The following is a 20283-nucleotide window of genomic DNA, read 5'->3' as shown; positions in this document are numbered from 1 at the left end:
CAGGTGCAAGGCCGACGTTGGGATGCTTCCTTAGTCCCAACCTCTCGAAGCCCCGGTTGCAGACAAGCGACAGGGTAAGCACGAAACGGATCGGGGCAGATCGCCGGTTCGCAACATTGCCGAAGGGAGACGCCCCGCAAGGGGCGCGTAACCAGGCCCGTAAGGGCACCTAGTAGGAGAGATTGCATGGCAGTCTTTGTGCTGGACAGGCACGGCAAGTCGCTCATGCCGTGCAGCGAGAAGCGGGCCCGCTTGCTGCTCGAGCGCGGGCGGGCTCGCGTGCATCGACTGGTGCCGTTCGCAATCCGGCTGACCGACCGGCGACTGGTGGACAGTGAGCTCCAGCCGCTGCGCCTCAAGCTCGATCCAGGCAGCAAGGAGACCGGTGTCGCCATCGTCCGCGAAATGGCTTCGCACGCCGGCGGCGCGCCAGACGCCTTCGTGCTTTCGCTGGCCGAGATCATCCACCGCGGCCGGCAGATCAACGAGGCACTTACTGCCCGACGCGCCATGCGGCGGGCCCGGCGCGGGCGCATGACGCGCTATCGCGCGGCCAGATTCGACAATCGTCGAAAGCCGGAAGGCTGGCTCGCGCCCAGCCTTCGTCACCGCGTCGAGACGACTGCGGCATGGGTGCGCCGCTTCCGCAAGCTTGCCCCAATCACCGCCCTCAGCATGGAATTGGTGCGCTTTGACATGCAGGCCATGGAAAACCCGGAGATCTCCGGCGTTGAGTACCAGCAAGGCACGCTCCTGGGCTACGAGGTCAAGGAGTACCTGCTGGCGAAGCTCGGCCGAACTTGCGCATATTGCGACGCAACGGATCGCCCCTTGGAGACTGAACACATTGTCGCCAAGGCCAAAGGCGGGTCCAACCGCGTTTCGAACCTGACGCTTGCGTGCCGGCCCTGCAACCAGAAGAAGGGGAACCTTCCATTAGAGGTCTTCCTGCGCAAGGACCCCGATCGCGCCAAGCGCATCCTGGCGCGCGCGAAAGCACCGCTGCGAAACGCCGCAGCCGTGAATGCAACTCGCTTCGCCCTGCTCAATGCCCTCAAATCCTTCGGGCTGCCGGTCGAAACCGGATCCGGCGGTCAGACGAAGTACAACCGGAGGCGTCTCGACATCCCAAAGTCGCATGCGCTAGACGCGGCCTGCGTTGGCAACGTGCATTCCGTCTGGCCCTGGCAACGGCCCATACTGCGCATCAAATGCGCCGGCCGCGGTAGTTATCAGCGCACTCGCGTTACCGCTCACGGCTTCCCGCGCGGTTATCTCATGCGCAGCAAACGCGTGTTCGGCTTTCAGACCGGCGACATGGTCAAGGCGGTGGTTCCCTCCGGGAAAAAGGCAGGTACGCATATTGGCCGGGTTGCCATCCGAGCAACCGGCTCTTTTAACATCCAAACCGTCGCTGGCGCCGTGCAGGGTATTTCCTACAAGCACTGCAATCTGCTCCAGCGCGGCGACGGGTATGGATATTTCTTCATAACGCCCACCACAAAGGAGAGCGAGACCAGGGGCGACGCTTCGCGTCGCGCGCTATCCCTCCCCGACCTGAAGGCCGAGGTTTCTCGCGCAAACTGATGACTGTTTTTACCCGTCTGCTGACCCATGCCCTGCCGGTGCCGCTGGCGTGCGCGCTGCTGCTGGCCGGCTGTGCCGTCGGCCCTGACTACAAGCGCCCGGACGCGCCGGTGCCGGAGGCGTTCAAGGAAGGCACTGCGGACAGCACGGCCGACGCCACCGCCTGGCGCGGCGACTGGAAGACTGCCGAGCCGCAGGACGCGACCACGCGCGCCAACTGGTGGACGGTGTTCGGCGACAGCCAGCTCGATGCGCTGATGTCCGAGGTGCAGATCTCGAACCAGAACATCAAGGCCGCCGAGGCGCAGTACCGCCTGGCCGTGGCCGCGCTGCAGGCGGCGCGCGCCGGCTTTTTCCCGATCGTCGACGCGCAGGCGGGGGCCTCGCGCGCGCGCGGCACCGGCGGCAATACGCTCAACGGCCAGAGCGCGACGCTGGGCGCGACCTGGGAAATCGACGTGTGGGGCCGCGTGCGGCGCCAGGTGGAAAGCAGCGAGGCGAGCGCGCAGGCCAGCCAGGCCGACCTGGCATCGACGCTGCTGTCGACCCAGGCGACGCTGGCGCAGAGCTATTTCCTGCTACGCGTGGCCGATGCGCAGAAGGCGTTGCTGGACCGCACCGTGGCGGATTACGCGAAGTCCTTGCAACTGGTGCAGAACCAGTACGCCGCCGGCACCGCGCAGCGCTCGGACGTGCTGCAGTCCGAAACCCAGCTCAAGAGCGCGCAGGCGCAGCAGATCGATATCCAGATCACGCGAGCGCAGCTCGAGCACGCCATCGCCATCCTGGTCGGCAAGCCGCCCGCGGCGCTGACGCTGGCCGCCGACGACTTCCGTGCCGCGCCGCCGCTCGTTCCCGCGGCGGTGCCGTCGGAACTGCTGGAGCGCCGCCCCGACATCGGCGCGGCCGAGCGCCGCATGGCCTCGGCCAATGCGCAGATCGGCGTGGCGCAGGCGGCCTACTATCCGACGCTGTCGCTGTCGGCCAGCGGCGGGCTGACCGCCAGCACGCTGGCGCGCTGGATGTCGCTGCCCGACCGCATCTGGTCGATCGGCGGCGGGCTGGCAGGCACGCTGTTTGACGGCGGATTGCGCAGCGCGGCCAAGGCGCAGGCGGTGGCCGTCTACGACCAGACCGTGGCCAACTACCGCCAGACCGTGCTGACGGCGTTCCAGGAAGTCGAGGACAACCTCGCTGCGCAGCGGCTGCTGGAGCAGGAAGCGGTGGTGCAGAACGACGCGCTGCGCTCGGCGCGCGAGGCGCTGGTGCTGGTCAACAACCGCTACCGCGCCGGCACCGCGGGCCTGCTCGACGTGCTGACCGCGCAGACCAGCGCCTACACTGCCGAACGCACCGCGCTGTCCATCACCGGCCGCCAGTACACGGCAGCAGTGGTGCTGATCAAGGCGCTGGGCGGCGGCTGGCATCCGCAGGCGCTGGGGGACCCCACCACGGGAAGCACCAGGGGCGCTGCCACTGCCACGGTGGGCCAGCGCTAGGCGGAAGCGCCGGGGCTCTCTCCCGGGACGTCGGCCGGCGCGCGCGGCAGCGGCTGCCGGCAGATCCGTTCGCGCAGCCAGGTGGCGGCCTTGCCCAGCGGCCGCTGCTTGTGCCACACCAGCTCCATCGCCACCGGCCAGTCCTGCTGCTGGAACGCCAGCGGCGGCGACACCAGCCGCGCCGCGGCCGGCGAATTGGCCACCACGTGCCACGGTACGAAGGCCCAGCCCAGCCCGCGCTTGACCAGCTCCACGATCACCCACTGGCTTTCCACCCACCACACGTCGGCAGCGACGCGCAGGCGCATCTTCTCTTCGCTGTCGGTGCGGGTCGCGACCATCAGCTGGCGATAGCGCTTGAGCTCTTCCCAGTCGACGCGCTGCCCCGCCAGCGGATGCTCGGGCGCGCACAGGATCTGCATCGGCACCCAGCCCAGCGCATGGAAGCCCAGCGCGGGCGGCAGCACCTCCTGCCGCCACATGATGCCGAGATCGGCACCGCCCTCCAGCACCAGGCGGCTGACGTCCTCCATCAGCGGAAACAGCAGTTCCAGCTCGACCGCGGGGAAGCGGCTGGAAAACTCCTCCAGCAGCATGCCCAGTGTCTCTTCGGGATAGAGCTCGTCGACCGCCAGCACCAGCCGCGTCTCCACGCCCTCGCCCAGGCTCTTGGCGACACCGCGGAAGTGTTCGCATCGCTCCAGGATCACGCGGGCCTCGGCCAGCAGGCGCTCGCCGGCGGGCGTCAGGACCGGGTAGCGGGCAGTGCGGTCGAACAGCGCATTGCCGGCGTCGATCTCCAGGTTGGACACGGCCGCGCTGACCACCGACTGGGCCTTGCCCAGCCGGCGCGCGGCGGCGGAAAAAGAGCCGGTATCGGCGGCGGCAACGAAGGCCTGCAGTTGATCGAGGGAGAGACTCATGCGGCGCCTCATTGGGGCATCTATCGGATATGCCGATAGTATCCAACTTGGCAATCCCTGCCCAGCAGATAGACTTGGCCCGGTCTGTACTTCTGCCCCGCAAGGAGGAACCCAATGCGCAACACCCGGGACCGTATCCGCCACGCCATCGGCTTTGAGGCGATCGGCCTGCTGCTCTTCGCTCCGCTGGCGAGCTGGGCGTTCGGCTACGATCTGCACCAGATGGGACTGATCGGCGCGGTCGCCTCGCTGATCGCCACCGGCTGGAACTACCTGTACAACCTGCTGTTCGACAAGGCGATGCTGCGCATCACCGGCCAGCTGCGCAAGTCGGTGCTGGTGCGCGTGCTGCACGCGATCCTGTTCGAACTGGGCCTGCTGGTAGTGTTCCTGCCGTCGTTGGCGTGGTACCTCGATATCAGCCTGCTCGACGCGCTGATCATGGATATCGCCGTGGCCGGCTTCTATATGGTCTATGCGCTGGTGTACAACTGGGTCTACGACATCGTCTTCCCGGTGCCGTCGCTGAAGCGCGCGACGGCCAAGCCCGACGGCGCGGCGCTGAGCTGAGCGCGGGTTTTTCCTGACCCCGGACAGGTCACTTCCGGGGCTTTCCCCGCCTTGCTGCGCGCGGTCGAATTGTTATACTCCATAACAAAATTCGATTCGACTGGACTCGATGCCGTTGCGCTCGCGCACCGGCATCGCCTGCAAGCGAGGAGACACCATGAAGATCGCAATCGCCGGAGGCGGCATCGGCGGACTGACGCTGGCGCTGCTGTGCCATCGCCACGGCATCGAGGCCGAAGTGTGGGAAGCCAGCGAATCGCTGCGCCCGCTGGGCGTGGGCATCAACCTGCTGCCGCACGCCGTGCGCATCCTGTCCGAGCTGGGGCTGCGCGATGCGCTGGCGGAACTCGCCATCGAAACCTCGTCCCTGTCCTACTACAACAAGCTCGGCCAGCGCATCTGGCATGAGCCGCGCGGGCTCGCGGCCGGCTACGACTGGCCGCAGTTCTCGATCCATCGCGGCGAGTTCCAGATGCTGCTGCATCGCACCGTGGTCGAACGGCTCGGTGACGGCGCCGTGCATACCGGGCATGCGTTCGAAACCGTGCTGGATACCGGCGCGGGCGGGCCGGTGCGCTTCGGGCTGCGCCGCCGCGACAACGACGCCGAGATCGAGGCCAGCGCCGACGTGCTGGTCGGCGCCGACGGCATCCACTCCGCGGTGCGTCGGCATTTCTATCCCACCGGCGACGCGCCCCGCTTCTCGCGCCGCATGCTGTGGCGCGCGGTCACCGAGGCGCCGCCCTACCTGGACGGCCGCTCGATGTTCATGGCCGGGCACCAGGACCAGAAGTTCGTTGCCTATCCGATCTCGGAACCACTGCGCCGCCAGGGCCGCTCGCTGGTCAACTGGATCGCCGAGCTGCGCGTGCCCGACAGCGTGCCCGGCAGTGTGCCCAACCCGCCGCCGCGCAGCGACTGGAACAAGCAGGTCGACAAATCCGTGTTCCGCGCCGCCTTCGCCGGCTGGCAATGGGACTGGATCGACATCCCCGCGCTGATCGACGGCGCCGAAGCGATCTATGAATTCCCGATGGTCGACAAGGACCCGCTGCCGCGCTGGACCTTCGACCGCGTCACGCTGCTGGGCGATGCCGCGCACCCGATGTACCCGATCGGCTCGAACGGCAGCGCGCAGGCGATCCTGGATGCGCGCTACCTGGTCGACAGCCTGCTTGGCACGCCCGACACCGGCTACGCGTTGCGCGAGTACGAGGCCGAGCGGCTGCCGCGCACCGCGGGTATCGTGCTGCGCAACCGGATGAACGGGCCTGAGCAGGTGATGCAGCTCGCCGAGGAACGCGCGCCGCAGGGCTTTGCCGATATCGGGCAGGTGATTCCGCGTGCGGAGCTGGAGGCGATTTCGCTGCGCTACAAGCAGTTGGCGGGGTTCGACCGGCAGTCGATGCAGGGCAACACATAGGCCGGTGCTCCAAAGCCACCCGAGCTAGCCTAAGCAAGGTGTTCTCCCTCTCCCCCGCCCTTACCGCAAGCGGGAGAGGGGAGCAAACAAGCGGTTGAGAAACACACAAGACCATTCAGACAGAGGAGACACCATGGTGCCCCTGCCCCCTACCAAGCTCACCCGCCTGGCGCTCGCCGCCGCCCTCGCCTTTTGCACCGGCACCGCCCTGGCCGACATCACCGTCGGTATCAGCCTGTCCACCACCGGCCCGTCGGCATCGCTGGGCATCCCGCAAAAGAACTCCCTGCCCTACCTGCCCCAGCGCATCGGCGGCGAAGCGGTGCGCTACATCGTGCTGGACGACGCCTCCGACCCCACGCAAGGCGCCAAGGTCGCACGCCGCTTCGTCGCCGAGGACAAGGTCGACATCATCCTCGGCTCGTCGGCCGTCGCACCGTCGATCGCCATCGCCGAGGTCGCGGACGAAAGCCAGACCGTGCAGCTCGCGTTCTCGCCGATCGAACTCAAGCCCGGCCGCGGCGCCTGGACCTTCCGCCTGGCGCAGCCGGTGCGGCTGATGGCCAATGCCGTGGCCGCCACCGCCAAGAACAACGGCATCAAGACCATCGGCTTTATCGGCTTTGCCGACGCCTATGGCGAGACCTGGCTGAAGGACTTCACCGCCGCGGCCACGGCCAACGGCATCCGCCTGGTCGCGACCGAGCGCTACGGCCGCGCCGATACCAGCGTGACCGCGCAGGCGATCAAGCTGATCGCCGTCAAGCCGGACGCCATCCTGATCGCCGGCGCGGGCACCGGCGCGGCGCTGCCGCACACCACGCTGCGCGAGCGCGGCTACGGCGGGACCATCTACCACACGCACGGAGCGGCCACCAAGGACCTGATCCGCATCGGCGGGCGCATGGTCAACGGTGCGATCCTGCCGGCCGGACCGGTGATCGTGCCGGAGCAGCTGCCCGCGGGCGACCCCGTGCGCAAGCCGGGGCTGGACTACGTCACCCGCTACGAGAAGCAGTACGGCGCCGACACCCGCACCCAGTTCGGCGCCCACGCCTACGATGCCGGACTGGTGCTAGAGCGGATCGTGCCGGTGGCGCTCAGGCACGCCAAGCCGGGCACGCCGGCGTTCCGCCAGGCGCTGCGCCACGCGCTGGAGACCGAGAAGGACATCGTGGTCTCGCACGGCGTGCTGAACTTCAGCGCGCAAGACCACTATGGCTTTGACCAGCGCGGCCGCGTTATGCTGACCATCGATAACGGCAACTGGAAGCTCCTCAAATGAATCCCGACGCATCCGGCGACCCACCCGCCACCGCAGGCAACAACAGTGGCGCAGGCGCCGCCGGCACGCGGCGCAAGGCGCAGGACCCGCTCGCCCCCAATCCCGCGGGCACGGGGGCCGACACCGGCTTCGATCCCCATGTGCCGAACGTGGACTATGGCGTGCTCGACAGCCTGGTCGGCTACGCCATCCGCCGCGCGCAGATCCGCATCTACGAAGACTTCGTGGTGTCGCTGGGGCAGTGGCAGATCACGCCGCCGCGGTTCTCGGCGCTGGTGATCATCTCGCGCAACCCGCACCTGAAGCTGACCGAGCTGGCTCGCATCCTCGGCATTGCGCGCTCGGGCGCGGTGCTGCTGGTCGATGCGCTGGAGGAGATGAAGCTGGTGGCGCGCCGCCCGGCGCCGGGCGACCGCCGCGCCTACAGCCTGGTGCTGACCCCGGCCGGGCGCCGCACGCTGGAAGCCGCCACGCAGGCGGTGGTCGAGCACGATGCGCATGTCGGCTCGGCGCTGACCGAGGCGGAACAGGCTACGCTGAAGTCGCTGCTGGCACGGCTGGCACCGCCGCGTGCCGGCTGACGGCGTAGCGGGCAAGCCTGCTGTCATCCGGCTGGCGGTTTGCATGCGTTAACATGGCCGCCATGCCAAGAACAACCGCCACGCCAACCGCATTGCGACCTGGCGCGCTGCTGCGCCGCCTGTCGCCCCTCCTTGCTGCTGCCCTGCTGCTGGCGGCGGGCCCCGCCCTCTCGCCGGCGCTGGCCAAGCCGCCGGCCAAGGCGCTTAGTGCCACCAAGGCCGCCAAAGCCGCCAAGGCAGAGCGGGCGACCAAGACAGGAAAAGCCGCCCGCGCCGCCGACCCGGCGCTGGTGCAAGCCGGCGTGCCGGCGCAGGTGGCCGCCGCGCTGCGTCGCGCCGGTGTGCCGGCCTCGGCCGCCAGCTTCTACGTGATCCGGATGGGCGCGCCCGCCGCGCGCGCCAGCTGGAATGCCCAGCAGCCGATGAACCCGGCCTCGACCATGAAACTGGTCACCACCTTCGCCGGGTTGCAGCTGCTAGGCCCGGATTACCGCTGGCAGACCTCGCTCTACGCCGACACCCAGCCCACCGGCGACGGCACCGTCAACGGCAACGTCTACCTGCGCGGGCGCGGCGATCCCAAGCTGGTGCCGGAGGAAATGGCCAAGCTGGTGGCCAGCGCGCGCGCCGGCGGCGCCACCACCATCAACGGCGACCTGGTGCTGGACCGCAGCTACTTTGCCGATGGCCTGGACGGCAACGGCACCATCGACGGCGAGGTGCAGCGCGCCTACAACGTCGGCCCGGATGCGCTGCTCTATGCCTTCAAGACGCTGTCGTTCACGCTGACGCCGGACCCGGCCACCCAGACCGTGGCGGTCAGCGTCACGCCCGCGCTGGCGCAACTGAAGCTCGACAACCGGCTGACGCTGACCAACGGCCGCTGCGGCGACTGGCAATCGAGCGCCGGCCCGACCGTGGCGGCGCAGCCGGACGGCACCGTGCTGGCGTCCTTTGCCGGCGATTATTCCAGCGGCTGCGGCGAGCAGGTGCTGAATATCGCCACGCTCTCCCATGCGGAATTTACCTGGGGCGGCTTCGTCGCCGAATGGCAGCGCGCCGGCGGGCGCTTTACCCACGTGCCCGCGCTGCGCAGCGGCCAGGTGCCGCGCGGCGCGGCGCTGCTGGCGCGCCACTACGGGCTGCCGCTGGCCGACATCGTGCGCGACATCAACAAGTTCTCGAACAACGTGATGGCGCGCCAGCTGTTCCTGACCATCGGCGCCGAGATCGACCGCGGCGGGCCGGCCAGTACCGAGCGCTCCGTACGCGTGGTGCGGCGCTGGCTGGCGCGCCAGGGCCTCGAAATGCCCGGCCTGGTGCTAGACAACGGCTCGGGCCTGTCGCGCGAGGAACGCATCAGCGCCTATGACATGGCGCGCCTGCTGCAGCAGGCCGCGGCCAGCAACGTGGGCCCGGTGCTGATCGATTCGCTGCCGGTCCTGGGCGTCGACGGCACGCTGCGCAACCGGCTGACGCGCGCCGACGCGGCCGGCAGCGGCTACCTGAAGACCGGCACGCTGGCCGACGTGCGCGCCCTGGCCGGCTATGTCGATTCGGCCGAGGGCGGCCGCTATGTGGTGGTGAGCATGATCAACCACCCCAACGCGTCGCAGGCGCAGGAGGCGCACGACGCGCTGATGCAGTGGGTGTACCGCGGCGCACCCTGACGCCGCGCGACGACAGGCCGCGGCGGATGGCCGTGGCCTGCCGCCAACGCCGGGCGGCATTTTGTTAAGCGGCCACTTACCAGGCTGCGATCCACCCCTATAATGGCAAGGTGCCGACCGCGTCCTGCGGCGGCAGCCTTCCGGGCGGGCCCTCGGCCCCGGGCCCGCATTGCCCCCTCTTCCTCAGACATGACTTCCCGACAACCCTCGGTGTGGTTGCGCCTCTGGCATCGCTTCGCACCCGCCGAACGCGCCGGCTTTATCGCCGGCGCACGCTACTTTGCCCCGTCCCTGCCCGCGGTGTTTTCCTGGGGCCTGGTCACCGGCGTGGCGATGAGCAAATCCGTGATGACCGTGCCCGAAGCCATCGGCATGTCGCTGCTGGTCTACGCCGGCTCGGCGCAGCTGGCGGTGCTGCCGCTGTTCGCGGCCGGGCTGCCGCTGTGGACGGTCTTTCTGACCGCGACCATGGTCAACCTGCGCTTCGTGATCTTCAGCGCGGCGATGCAGCCCCACTTCAGCTACCTGACGCTGCCGCGGCGCACGGTGCTGGGCTTCTTCAACGGCGACCTGCATTTCGTCTACTTCATGCAGAAGTACAGCACGCCGGGCTATGAGCCCGGCAAGGAAGGCTACTTCTGGGGCATGGCGCTGACCAACTTCGCGATGTGGCAGGTGTCGTCGGTCATCGGCATCGTGCTGGCCAGTCTCTTCCCCGACAGCTGGGGGCTGGGCGTGGCGGGGACGCTGGCGCTGATCCCGGTGATGATCGCCACCATCAGTTCGCGCTCGACGCTGATGGCGGTGGTGATTTCGGCGGTGCTGGCGCTGCTGTGCTTCGACTTGCCATACCGGCTCGGGCTGGTGGTGGCGGTGGTGGGGGCGATTGCTGCCGGCATGGCCAGTGATGACCTTGCAGCGCGCGCGGCATTGCGGGGGATCCGCCGCCGGCGCAAGACCAGGGCAATCGCGCGGGCAGCCTCGACGCAGACAACACCGGGAGACCGCGCATGAGCCATGGCGAGATCTGGATTGCCATCGTTGGCATGGGCGTTGTGACCGTGGTGACGCGGGCGCTGTTCCTGATGGCCGGCGAGCATGTCACCGTGCCGGACCGGCTCCAGCGCGCGTTGCGTTATGCGCCGGCGGCGGCGCTGGCGGCGATCATCCTGCCGGACCTGATGACGTGGCAGGGGCACTTCACGGTGGCGTTGTCGAACGACAAGCTGATGGCGGGGGTAGCGGCTACGCTGTTCTACCTGCTGACCAGGAAGATGGTGGGGATGATTGCGGTGGGGATGGCGGTTTATACAGGGTTGCGGCTGTTTGGCGGCTGATACCGCCGAGCCTGCAGGGGAAAAAAATAAAACGGCTTCGCCTCCGATGGAGCGCGAAGCCGTTTTCGCTTGCGTGACGCCTGTGCCGGGGCCCTACCCTGCGAACGCCGCAGCCGCCCGTTCCAACCGGTCGCGCACGCCGGCCCAGTCCGGCCCTTCCGGCAGCGGCTCGAACATCAGCTGCGTGTAGCCCTGCTTATCCAGCTTGCGCAGCAGCCGATACAACTCCCGCGCAAAGGCCGCAGCATCCGCAGGCGCCTGCACCCAGGTACAGCGCTGGTCCGCCAAGGGCGCGCGCCCGACCCACGCCACACGGGCGTCCTCCGGCAGTGCTGCGAGATGCGCGGAAGCTGACTGCGCATCGGCCAGCAACAACGGCGTATGCGGAGCGTAGTGGGCCTTGAGCGTGCCGGAGGCACGCGGCGCCGCGGCGTCGGGCGGCAACGGCGCCTCCCCCAACACTTCCGCCATCATCGCGGCAGTAATCGCACCAGGGCGCAGCAATACTGGCCCAATCCCCTGGTCCAGCCGCGACAGGTCGACGATGGTCGATTCGATCCCGACTTCGACGCCGTCGCCTTCCAGCACATACACCGCATCGCCGAACTCGTCGCGCACATGCTGCGCCGTGGTCGGGCTGACCTGCCCGAACTTGTTCGCCGAAGGCGCCGCGATGCCGCCACGGCCGCGCTTGAAGCGCGACAGCAGGGTCTGCGCCACCGGGTGAGACGGGCAGCGCAGGCCGATGCTGTCCTGGCCCCCTGCCACCGCCGCGTGGATATGGGCGGCACGCTTGAGGATCAGCGTCAGCGGACCGGGCCAGAAGGCGTCGATCAGCTTCTGCGCGGCCTCGGGGACCTCGTCGGTCCAGTAGCCGATGTCGGCGCCGTCGACCACGTGCACGATCATCGGGTGGTTCGAGGGCCGGCCCTTGAGCGCGAAGATGCGGGCGACCGCCTCGGGGTTCTCCGCGTCGGCGCCGAGGCCGTAGACGGTCTCGGTGGGAAAGGCGACCAGTTCCCCGGCCTCAAGCAGGCGGACGGCTTCGTCCAGTTCGGCGGCCGTGGGTATGCGCGGCGACATCGTGTTCCTTGGAGTCTGGCTTCAGAGGGGGATATGCAGCGCCTGCGCCGCAGCGGCAAAGGCAGCGTCGGCCGCGTCGGCATGCTCGCCCACGCAGTTGATATGGCCCATCTTGCGCGACGGGCGTGCGTCGCTCTTGCCGTAGAGGTGCAGCTTGGCGCCGGGCTGTGCCACCACCTCGTCCCAGGCGGGGGTGCGTTCCAGGCCGAACTCGAACCACACATCGCCCAGCAGGTTCAGCATCTTGCCGGCCGAGTGCTGGCGCGTGTTGCCCAGCGGCAGACGCGCCATCGCGCGCACCTGCTGCTCGAACTGGCTGGTCTCGCACGCGTCCATGGTGATGTGGCCGGAGTTGTGCGGGCGCGGCGCCATCTCGTTGGCGACCAGCGAGCCGTCGGTCAGCACGAAGAACTCGATGCACAGCACGCCCACGTAGCCCATCTCGGTGGCGATGGCCGCGGCGGCGGCGCGCGCGCGGTCCGCGATTTCCGGCGAAACGCTGGTCGACGGCATTTCCGTCGAGAACAGGATGCCGTCGCGGTGCACGTTCTCGGCGAGCGGCCAGGTGGCGGTGGAACCGTCCGCGGCACGCGCGGCCAGCACCGACACTTCATAGGCCAGCGGCAGCATCTGCTCCAGCACGCATGGCACGTGCTGCATCGCCTTCCAGGCGGCGCGCACGTCGTCGCGCGTCTTCACGCGCGCCTGGCCCTTGCCGTCATAGCCCATGCGCGCGGTCTTGAGGATGCCGGGCAGCACGTGGTCGGGCAGCTGGTCGACGTCGGCGTCGTGCTGGATCACCCAGTGCGGGGCCGTGGGCACGCCGGTGCGTTCGGCGCAGGCGGCGAAGAACTTCTTCTCGCCGATGCGGTTCTGCGCGATCGACACGCAATAGCCGCGCGGCGCGACGAAGGCGCCGAGCTGCTCGAGGCGGTCCAGCGACAGCGACGGCACGTTCTCGAACTCGGTGCTCACCGCCTCGCACAGCTTGCCCATCTCGGCCAGCGCGGCCTCGTCGGTGTACTGGGCGCAGATATGCTTGTCCGCCACCACGCCCGCCGGGCTATCCTGGTCCGGATCGAGCACGCACACGCGATAGCCCATGGCCTGCGCCGCATGCGTGAACATGCGGCCAAGCTGGCCGCCGCCCAGCATGCCCAGCCACGCGCCGGGCAGGATGGGCGCGTCGGGACGGTCGACGCCGAACTCGGCGCGCGATTCCGGCGTGTGGGCTTCGGAGAGGTAGGGATGGATATCGGTGGGCATTGCTCGGTTCCGTATGGGGCGGAGAAGGACTGCGCGAAGAATTACAGCGGCAGCGTCATCGCGCGCGCGGCTTCGGTCTGCTTCGCGCGGAAGGCTTCCAGCGCGGCGGCCAGCGCTTCATCGGTGGTGGCCAGCGTGGCGATCGCGTGCAGCGCGGCGTTTGCGGCACCGGCCTCGCCAATGGCGAAGGTGGCGACCGGCACGCCCTTGGGCATCTGCACGATCGACAGCAGCGAATCCTCGCCGCGCAGGTACTTGGACGGTACCGGCACGCCGAACACCGGCACGATGGTCTTGGCGGCGATCATGCCCGGCAGGTGCGCGGCACCGCCGGCACCGGCGATGATGGCGCGGATGCCGCGGCTGCGCGCGCTCTCGGCATAGCGGAACATGTCGTCGGCCATGCGGTGCGCGGACACCACCTGGGCCTCGAACGGCACGCCGAAATCCTTCAGCATGGCCACCGCGTGCTGCATCACGTCCCAGTCGGAACTGCTGCCCATCACCACGCCGACCAGCGGCTTGTCTTGCTTGCTCACTTTATCTGTTCCTTCGATGGTCGCTCCCGCACGCGCGGGAACGACGGCCATGGCTTACTGCAGTTCTTCGCCCGTCAGCCGCGTCAGCGCCTCACGGTACTTGGCCGCGGTCTTCTCGACCACGTCGTCCGGCAGCTTCGGCGCCGGCGCGGTCTTCGGCCACGGCTTGCCGTCGATGCGCACGGCCTCGAGCCAGTCGCGCACGAACTGCTTGTCGAACGACGGCGGGTTGGTGCCGACCTGGTACGAATCGGCCGGCCAGAAGCGCGACGAATCGGCGGTCAGGACCTCGTCCATCAGGGTCAGCACGCCATTGTCGTCCAGGCCGAACTCGAACTTGGTGTCGGCGATGATGATGCCACGCGTGGCGGCGAACTCGGCCGCTTCCTTGTACAGGCGGATCGAGATCTCGCGCATCTTGCGCGCCAGCGCGATGCCGATGCGGGCCTCGACCTCGGCGAACGAGATGTTCTCGTCGTGCTCGCCCATCTCGGCCTTGGCGGCCGGGGTGAAGATCGGCTCGGGCAGCTTCTGCGCGTTCTGCAGGCCCGGCGGCAGCTGGATGCCGCACACCTTGCCGGTGGCCTGGTAGTCCTTCCAGCCGCTGCCGGCGAGGTAGCCTCGCACCACCGCTTCCACCAGGATCGGCTTCAGGCGCTTGACCACCACGGCGCGGCCCTTGACCTGCTCCACTTCCTCGGGCGCGACCACGGTTTCCGGGGCGATGCCGGTCTCGTGGTTCGGCACGATGTGCGCCAGCTTCTTGAACCAGAAGTTCGCCATCTGGTTCAGCACGCGGCCCTTGGCCGGAATCGGTTCGCCCAGGATGACGTCGAAGGCCGACAGCCGGTCGGTAGTGACGATCAGCAGCTTGTCGTCGCCGACGGCGTAGTTGTCGCGCACCTTGCCGTGGCCCAGCAGCGGCAGCGAATTGATGGAGGACTGGTAGAGAGCGTTGGACATGATGGTTCCGATAAAACGGCGAAGCCGCCGGGCGCTGGAAGCGTGCCGCGGCGGCCGGAACTGCAATCCGCCTTCCGCTTGCGTGGAAGGCGGACAAGGGACATTACTGCACGACCTGCGCCAGCTTGCCCGACTTGTACTGCTGTGCGACGTCGGTCAGGCCGATCGGCTTGATCTTGCTGGCCTGGCCTTCGCAGCCGAAGGCGATGTAGCGGGCCTTGCACACCTGCTTGGCGGCCTCGCGGGCCGGCTTCAGGTATTCGCGCGGGTCGAACTTGCTCGGGTTCTCGGCGAAGAAGCGGCGGATCGCGCCGGTCATGGCCAGGCGGATGTCGGTGTCGATGTTGATCTTGCGCACGCCGTACTTGATCGCTTCCTGGATTTCCTCGACCGGCACGCCGTAGGTTTCCTTCATGTCGCCGCCGAACTTGCGGATCTCTTCCAGCAGCTCTTGCGGAACGGACGACGAGCCGTGCATCACCAGGTGGGTGTTGGGGATGCGGGCGTGGATTTCCTTGATGCGGCTGATCGCCAGGATGTCGCCGGTCGGCTTGCGGGTGAACTTGTAGGCGCCGTGCGAGGTGCCGATGGCGATCGCCAGGGCGTCGAGCTGGGTGGCCTTGACGAAGTCGGCGGCCTGCTCGGGATCGGTCAGCAGCATGGAGTGGTCCAGCACGCCTACGGCGCCGATGCCGTCTTCTTCGCCGGCTTCGCCGGTTTCGAGCGAGCCCAGGCAGCCCAGTTCGCCTTCGACGGTCACGCCGACGGCGTGGGCCAGCTGCACCACCTTGCGGGTCACGTCGATGTTGTACTCGTACTCGGCCGGGGTCTTGCCGTCTTCACGCAGCGAACCGTCCATCATCACCGACGAGAAGCCCAGGTCGATCGCGCCCTGGCAGATCGCCGGCGACTGGCCGTGGTCCTGGTGCATCACCACCGGGATATGAGGATAAGCCTCGACCGCGGCCTCGATCAGGTGGCGCAGGAAGTGCTCGCCGGCGTATTTGCGCGCGCCGGCCGAGGCTTGCATGATCACCGGAGCGTTGACCTCGTCGGCGGCCTGCATGATGGCCTGCACTTGCTCGAGGTTGTTGACGTTGAAGGCCGGCAGGCCGTAGCTGTTCTCGGCAGCGTGGTCCAGCAGCTGGCGCATCGATACGAGTGGCATGTCTAACTCCTAAATAAAAATGGGGTGTCTCTGCGTATTCTTCTGTCGGCGCTTATTGCCCAAGCCTGCCGGCGGCGCCATGTTCGCGCATCTCGCGCGGGCATTCAGTCGGGCATGGCACACACGGCTTCACCATCACCATCAGCTACCTACCCTGACGATCTTCAGGGTATTGGTACCGCCCGGCTGGCCCATCGGCTCGCCGATGGTCAGCACGATGAAATCGCCGCGCTGCACCACGCCTTGCGCCAGCAGCAGTTCTTCCGCCTGCTCCAGCGCGGTGTCTCGGTCGGCGCTGGACTGCAACGGCAGCGGCACCACGTTGCGGTACAGCTGCATCTTGCGCTGCGAGGCCAGGTTGGGCGTCATCGCATAGATCGGCACATGGATGCGGTGCCGGCTCATCCACAATGCGGTGGCGCCGGAATCGGTCAGCGCGGCAATCGCCTTCACCTGCAAATGATAGGCCGTGAACAGCGCACCCATCGCCACCGACTGGTCGATGCGCGAAAAGGTCTGGTTCAGGAAATCGGTGTCGAGCTGCACCACCTCGGACTTCTCGGCTTCGACGCAGACCGCGGCCATGGCTTCGACGGTCTCCACCGGGTAGCGCCCGGCGGCGGTCTCGGCCGACAGCATCACGGCGTCGGTGCCGTCCAGCACGGCGTTGGCCACGTCCGAGACCTCGGCACGCGTCGGCACCGGGTTGACGATCATGCTTTCCATCATCTGCGTGGCGGTGATGGTCAGCTTGTTGGCCTCGCGCGCCAGCTTGATCATGCGCTTCTGCAGCGCCGGCACGGCGGCATTGCCCACTTCCACGGCCAGGTCGCCGCGCGCCACCATGATGCCGTCGGAGGCCTGCAGGATCTCTTCCAGCACGCCCGGATGGATGGCCTCGGCGCGCTCGATCTTGGCGATCATGCGGGCCTTGTGGCCGTGCGGCTGGCCGGCCACGGCGACGAGCTGGCGCGCCATTTCCATGTCGGTGGCGTTCTTGGGGAAGCTGACGGCAACGTAGTCCGCGCCCAGGGCCATGGCGGTCTTGATGTCGTCCATGTCCTTGGCTGTCAGCGCCGGCGCCGACAGCCCGCCGCCCTGGCGGTTGATGCCCTTGTTGTTGGACAGCTCGCCGCCCACGCGCACGGTGGTGAAGATCTCGGTGCCGAACACGCGGTCCACCACCAGCACGATCAGGCCGTCATTGAGCAGCAGCAGGTCACCCGGGCCGACGTCGCGCGGCAGGTCCTGGTAGTCCAGGCCGGCGCGCTCCTCGTTGCCGAGCTGGCAATTGGAATCGAGGATGAAGGGATCGCCCGGCTTCAGCGTGATCTTGCCGTGCTCGAACTTGCCGACGCGGATCTTGGGGCCTTGCAGGTCGGCCATGATGGCAACTTCGCGCCCGCACGCCTGCGCGGCCTCGCGCACCATGCTGGCCCGGTCGATATGGTCCTGGGCGGTGCCGTGCGAGAAATTCAGCCGCACCACGTCGACCCCCGCCGCGATCATGCGCGTGAGCACCTCCAGCGAGCTGGAGGCGGGGCCGATGGTGGCAACGATCTTGGTAGAACGAGTCATGCGCGGAATTCCTTGTTCAGAGCTCGATGTCCCGGGAGGCGCGGGGATGTGGCATGCCGCCGGGGCCGGCGGATGCGTCAGCCTGCGGCGCGCTGCTCCAGCACTTCGAACGCGGGCAGCTTCTTGCCTTCCAGGAATTCCAGGAACGCACCGCCGCCGGTCGAGATATAGCCCACGCGGTCGGCAATGCCGTACTTGGCGATGGCGGCCAGCGTGTCGCCGCCGCCGGCGATTGAGAACGCCTTGGAATCGGCGATGGCCTCGGCCAGCACCTTGGTGCCGTTGCCGAACTGGTCAAACTCGAACACGCCTACCGGGCCGTTCCAGACGATGGTGCCGGCGGCCTTGAGCTGCTCGGCCAGTTGCACGGCGGTCTTGGGGCCGATGTCGAGGATCATGTCGTCGTCGGCCACGTCCTTGACGTCCTTGACGGTGGCCGCGGCGGTGGCGCTGAATTCCTTGGCGCACACCACGTCGACCGGGATCGGCACCGAGGCGCCGCGCCTGGCCATGATGTCGATGATGGCCTTGGCGTCGCCGATCAGGTCGGCTTCGGCCAGTGACTTGCCGATCTTCAGGCCGGCAGCCAGCATGAAGGTATTGGCGATGCCGCCGCCGACGATCAGGTTGTCGACCTTGTCGGCCAGCGACTTCAGGATGGTCAGCTTGGTCGAGACCTTGGAACCGGCCACGATCGCCACCAGCGGACGCGCCGGCTGGCCCAGGGCCTTGCCCAGCGCGTCGATCTCGGCGGCCAGCAGCGGGCCGGCGCAGGCGCTCGGGGCGTATTTGGCGATGCCGTGGGTGGTGGCTTCAGCGCGGTGGGCGGTGCCGAAAGCGTCGTTGACGTAGACGTCGCACAGCTTGGCCATCTTCTGCGCCAGCTCGTCGCTGTTCTTCTTCTCGCCCTTGTTCACGCGGCAGTTCTCCAGCAGCACCACCTGGCCCGGCGCCACTTCGACGCCGTCGACCCAGTCCTGCACCAGCTTGACCGGCTTGCCCAGCAGCTCGGACAGGCGCGTGGCGATCGGTGCCAGCGAATCCTCGGGCTTGAGCTCGCCTTCGGTCGGGCGGCCCAGGTGGGACGTGACCATCACCGCCGCGCCGGCGTCCAGGCACGCCTGGATGGCGGGCACCGAGGCGCGGATGCGGGTGTCCTCGGTGATATTGCCGGCGTCGTCCTGTGGCACGTTCAGGTCGGCGCGGATAAACACCCGCTTGCCGGAGATTTTGCCTTGGGAAATCAGATCGGAAAGACGCAGGACAGAGGTCATGGCGGTGGTTGGCGCGAGATTTCGCTGAAAAATCGGGGAAACGGGCATTTTACCTGATCGCGGTCAACGCTTTGCCGATTCCGGGCTGAATCGCCTTCCCGTGTGCCGCCATCGGCACAACCGTAACGACCTTCCGCACCGCGGGGCATCCCACCCCCACCGAAGAAGGGTCCTGGGGATACCCCCGTGTTCCCCCGAGTGCGGTAATGTATGCAACGTCTGCTAGATCAGACACGTAGCCAATGCAGAGCCGCCCCGATAGCGGCCATAAGAACAAAGAAAGCGGAAATAACAATAATCATCCGGGCGTGCGCGGGGGCGCACCGCCGGGACCGCGCATTTTTGTCGCGAATGCAGGGGGTAGTCAGATGAAAGAAGCCGACATGCACGGAGCGATCCGTGGCTTGTACGAGGGCATTCTCGATCCCGGTGCCTGGCAGCAGAGCCTGCGCACCCTGACGGAACTGGTCGGCACGGCCCACGCCTCGATGATGGTCTGGGACACCGTGCGCGACCAGGTCACGGTCAACGAAATCGTCAATCCGGTGGTGGAGCTGTTTTCGGAATACCAGTCGGACTACCAGGCCATCGATCCGGCCAAGCATTTCGCACCGCGCATGCGGCCGGGCGACTGGTATATCGACGCGCGCGAACTGGGCGAAGGCGCAATGGCGCGCCACCCGTTCTACCGCGATTTCTTCCATCGCTTCGACCTGCACTCCTACGTGGCCTGCCTGGTCGCGCGCCAGCCGCACTATGAGGTCTATTTCTCGATGCAGCGCGCGCGCACGCAGCCGCTGTTCTCGGCTGGCGATACCGGCGGCCTGGACTGGATCATCCCGCATATGCGCAGCGCCATGGCGATGCGCGACCGCACGCTGGGGCTGACGGTGCTGGCGCGCCTGTCGACGCAGCTGGTGGAGCGCCTGAATTTTGCGCTGCTGGTGTTCTCGCCACAGCGCCAGGTGCTGCTGAGCAACCGCGCCGGCGAGCGCTGGGTGCGGCGGCTGGACCCGGCCGGCAAGGTCTCCGAATGGACCCTGTCGCGCCCCTTCGCCGAGATGCTGCAGGCCGCCTGTGATCCGCAGCACCCGGTAGCCGCGCAGGCCGCGCGCGCCAGCGACGGCAACGGCACCACCGCGCAGGTGATCGTGCTGCCGCTGCCACCCTCACATGCCTTTGCCGAGCAGTGGCAGGAGCCAGCGGCGCTGGTGGTGGTGCATGAGGCGGACAGCGCGCCGCTGTTGCTGGCGCCCGTGCTGCGCGACCTCTACGGCCTGACGCGGGCGGAAACCCGGCTGGCCACGCAACTGGCCACCGGCCAGGGCCTGCCCGAAGTGAGCCAGCAGCTGAACATCCGCCATGAAACGGCGCGCACGCAGCTCAAGGCCGTGTTCCACAAGACCGGCACCAACAGCCAGGCCCAGCTGACCCACCTGCTGGCGCGCCTGGGTGCGGCGCTGGAGGGGGGCGCGCCGCCTGCCTGACGGGCCGTCCCCAGCTCACCATCTGGAGCACGCCTGGCGTGCCAGCCGGC

18 protein-coding genes are annotated in these 20283 nt (G+C 67.9%); 10 read left to right on the top strand and 8 right to left on the bottom strand.

Annotated elements, in window-relative coordinates; genetic code table 11:
* The first annotated feature begins 186 nt into the window (after nucleotides 1-186).
* Entirely contained in the window at nucleotides 187-1587 is a 1401-nt protein-coding gene (gene iscB / locus AC10V3_RS02845) for an RNA-guided endonuclease IscB (RefSeq protein ID WP_022533665.1), read from the top strand.
* On the top strand, nucleotides 1587-3086 hold the full coding sequence (locus AC10V3_RS02840; RefSeq protein ID WP_490923088.1) for an efflux transporter outer membrane subunit: 1500 nt from the start codon (nucleotides 1587-1589) through the stop codon (nucleotides 3084-3086). The genes iscB and AC10V3_RS02840 overlap by 1 nt, the downstream gene beginning before the upstream one ends.
* On the opposite strand, the gene AC10V3_RS02835 is transcribed toward AC10V3_RS02840, so the two are convergent.
* Nucleotides 3083-4009, bottom strand: a complete 927-nt coding sequence (locus tag AC10V3_RS02835) for a LysR family transcriptional regulator (protein ID WP_490923087.1) — start codon at nucleotides 4007-4009, stop codon at nucleotides 3083-3085. The genes AC10V3_RS02840 and AC10V3_RS02835 overlap by 4 nt on opposite strands.
* A gap of 114 nt (nucleotides 4010-4123) precedes the next feature.
* Here AC10V3_RS02835 and AC10V3_RS02830 point away from each other — a divergent pair, with 114 nt between their 5' ends.
* The 7 genes from AC10V3_RS02830 (at nucleotide 4124) to AC10V3_RS02800 (ending at nucleotide 10875) form a co-directional block, all read left to right on the top strand.
* Nucleotides 4124-4579, top strand: coding sequence for a PACE efflux transporter (locus tag AC10V3_RS02830; protein WP_022533662.1), 456 nt, complete (start codon nucleotides 4124-4126; stop codon nucleotides 4577-4579).
* Nucleotides 4580-4736: 157 nt separating this feature from the next.
* Nucleotides 4737-6002, top strand: a complete 1266-nt coding sequence (locus tag AC10V3_RS02825; RefSeq protein ID WP_454751583.1) for a flavin-dependent oxidoreductase — start codon at nucleotides 4737-4739, stop codon at nucleotides 6000-6002.
* 133 nt (nucleotides 6003-6135) lie between these two features.
* Nucleotides 6136-7287: an ABC transporter substrate-binding protein gene (locus AC10V3_RS02820; protein WP_454751582.1), complete on the top strand. Its 1152-nt coding sequence runs from the start codon at nucleotides 6136-6138 to the stop codon at nucleotides 7285-7287.
* Nucleotides 7284-7868: a MarR family winged helix-turn-helix transcriptional regulator gene (locus tag AC10V3_RS02815; RefSeq protein WP_349605570.1), complete on the top strand. Its 585-nt coding sequence runs from the start codon at nucleotides 7284-7286 to the stop codon at nucleotides 7866-7868. The genes AC10V3_RS02820 and AC10V3_RS02815 overlap by 4 nt, the downstream gene beginning before the upstream one ends.
* Nucleotides 7869-7921: 53 nt before the next feature.
* Entirely contained in the window at nucleotides 7922-9538 is a 1617-nt protein-coding gene (gene dacB, locus AC10V3_RS02810) for a D-alanyl-D-alanine carboxypeptidase/D-alanyl-D-alanine endopeptidase (RefSeq protein ID WP_490923084.1), read from the top strand.
* Nucleotides 9539-9727: 189 nt separating this feature from the next.
* Nucleotides 9728-10552: an AzlC family ABC transporter permease gene (locus AC10V3_RS02805; RefSeq protein ID WP_022533657.1), complete on the top strand. Its 825-nt coding sequence runs from the start codon at nucleotides 9728-9730 to the stop codon at nucleotides 10550-10552.
* Nucleotides 10549-10875: an AzlD domain-containing protein gene (locus AC10V3_RS02800; RefSeq protein ID WP_022533656.1), complete on the top strand. Its 327-nt coding sequence runs from the start codon at nucleotides 10549-10551 to the stop codon at nucleotides 10873-10875. Before AC10V3_RS02805 ends, AC10V3_RS02800 begins: the two co-directional genes overlap by 4 nt.
* Nucleotides 10876-10968: 93 nt before the next feature.
* On the opposite strand, the gene AC10V3_RS02795 is transcribed toward AC10V3_RS02800, so the two are convergent.
* From AC10V3_RS02795 to AC10V3_RS02765, 7 genes are all read right to left on the bottom strand, one after another.
* Nucleotides 10969-11958: an L-threonylcarbamoyladenylate synthase gene (locus tag AC10V3_RS02795; RefSeq protein WP_349605567.1), complete on the bottom strand. Its 990-nt coding sequence runs from the start codon at nucleotides 11956-11958 to the stop codon at nucleotides 10969-10971.
* Between the two features lie 21 nt (nucleotides 11959-11979).
* Nucleotides 11980-13224, bottom strand: coding sequence for a 5-(carboxyamino)imidazole ribonucleotide synthase (locus AC10V3_RS02790; RefSeq protein ID WP_022533654.1), 1245 nt, complete (start codon nucleotides 13222-13224; stop codon nucleotides 11980-11982).
* Between the two features lie 41 nt (nucleotides 13225-13265).
* Entirely contained in the window at nucleotides 13266-13763 is a 498-nt protein-coding gene (purE, locus tag AC10V3_RS02785) for a 5-(carboxyamino)imidazole ribonucleotide mutase (protein WP_022533653.1), read from the bottom strand.
* A 54-nt stretch (nucleotides 13764-13817) separates the two neighbouring features.
* Nucleotides 13818-14726, bottom strand: coding sequence for a phosphoribosylaminoimidazolesuccinocarboxamide synthase (locus AC10V3_RS02780; protein WP_022533652.1), 909 nt, complete (start codon nucleotides 14724-14726; stop codon nucleotides 13818-13820).
* 103 nt (nucleotides 14727-14829) lie between these two features.
* Entirely contained in the window at nucleotides 14830-15894 is a 1065-nt protein-coding gene (fba, locus tag AC10V3_RS02775; protein WP_022533651.1) for a class II fructose-bisphosphate aldolase, read from the bottom strand.
* A gap of 141 nt (nucleotides 15895-16035) precedes the next feature.
* The gene (gene pyk / locus AC10V3_RS02770; RefSeq protein ID WP_022533650.1) at nucleotides 16036-17472 is read right to left on the bottom strand and encodes a pyruvate kinase; all 1437 of its coding nucleotides are present in this window, start codon (nucleotides 17470-17472) and stop codon (nucleotides 16036-16038) included.
* A 77-nt stretch (nucleotides 17473-17549) separates the two neighbouring features.
* Entirely contained in the window at nucleotides 17550-18746 is a 1197-nt protein-coding gene (locus tag AC10V3_RS02765; RefSeq protein WP_022533649.1) for a phosphoglycerate kinase, read from the bottom strand.
* A 368-nt stretch (nucleotides 18747-19114) separates the two neighbouring features.
* Here AC10V3_RS02765 and AC10V3_RS02760 point away from each other — a divergent pair, with 368 nt between their 5' ends.
* Complete coding sequence (locus tag AC10V3_RS02760; RefSeq protein ID WP_490923083.1) at nucleotides 19115-20233, top strand: helix-turn-helix transcriptional regulator; 1119 nt, start codon at nucleotides 19115-19117, stop codon at nucleotides 20231-20233.
* The last annotated feature ends 50 nt before the right edge of the window (nucleotides 20234-20283 follow it).

This window comes from Cupriavidus sp. PB-02 (genome assembly GCF_058252315.1).
This window is presented reverse-complemented; position numbering and strand designations above follow the sequence as displayed.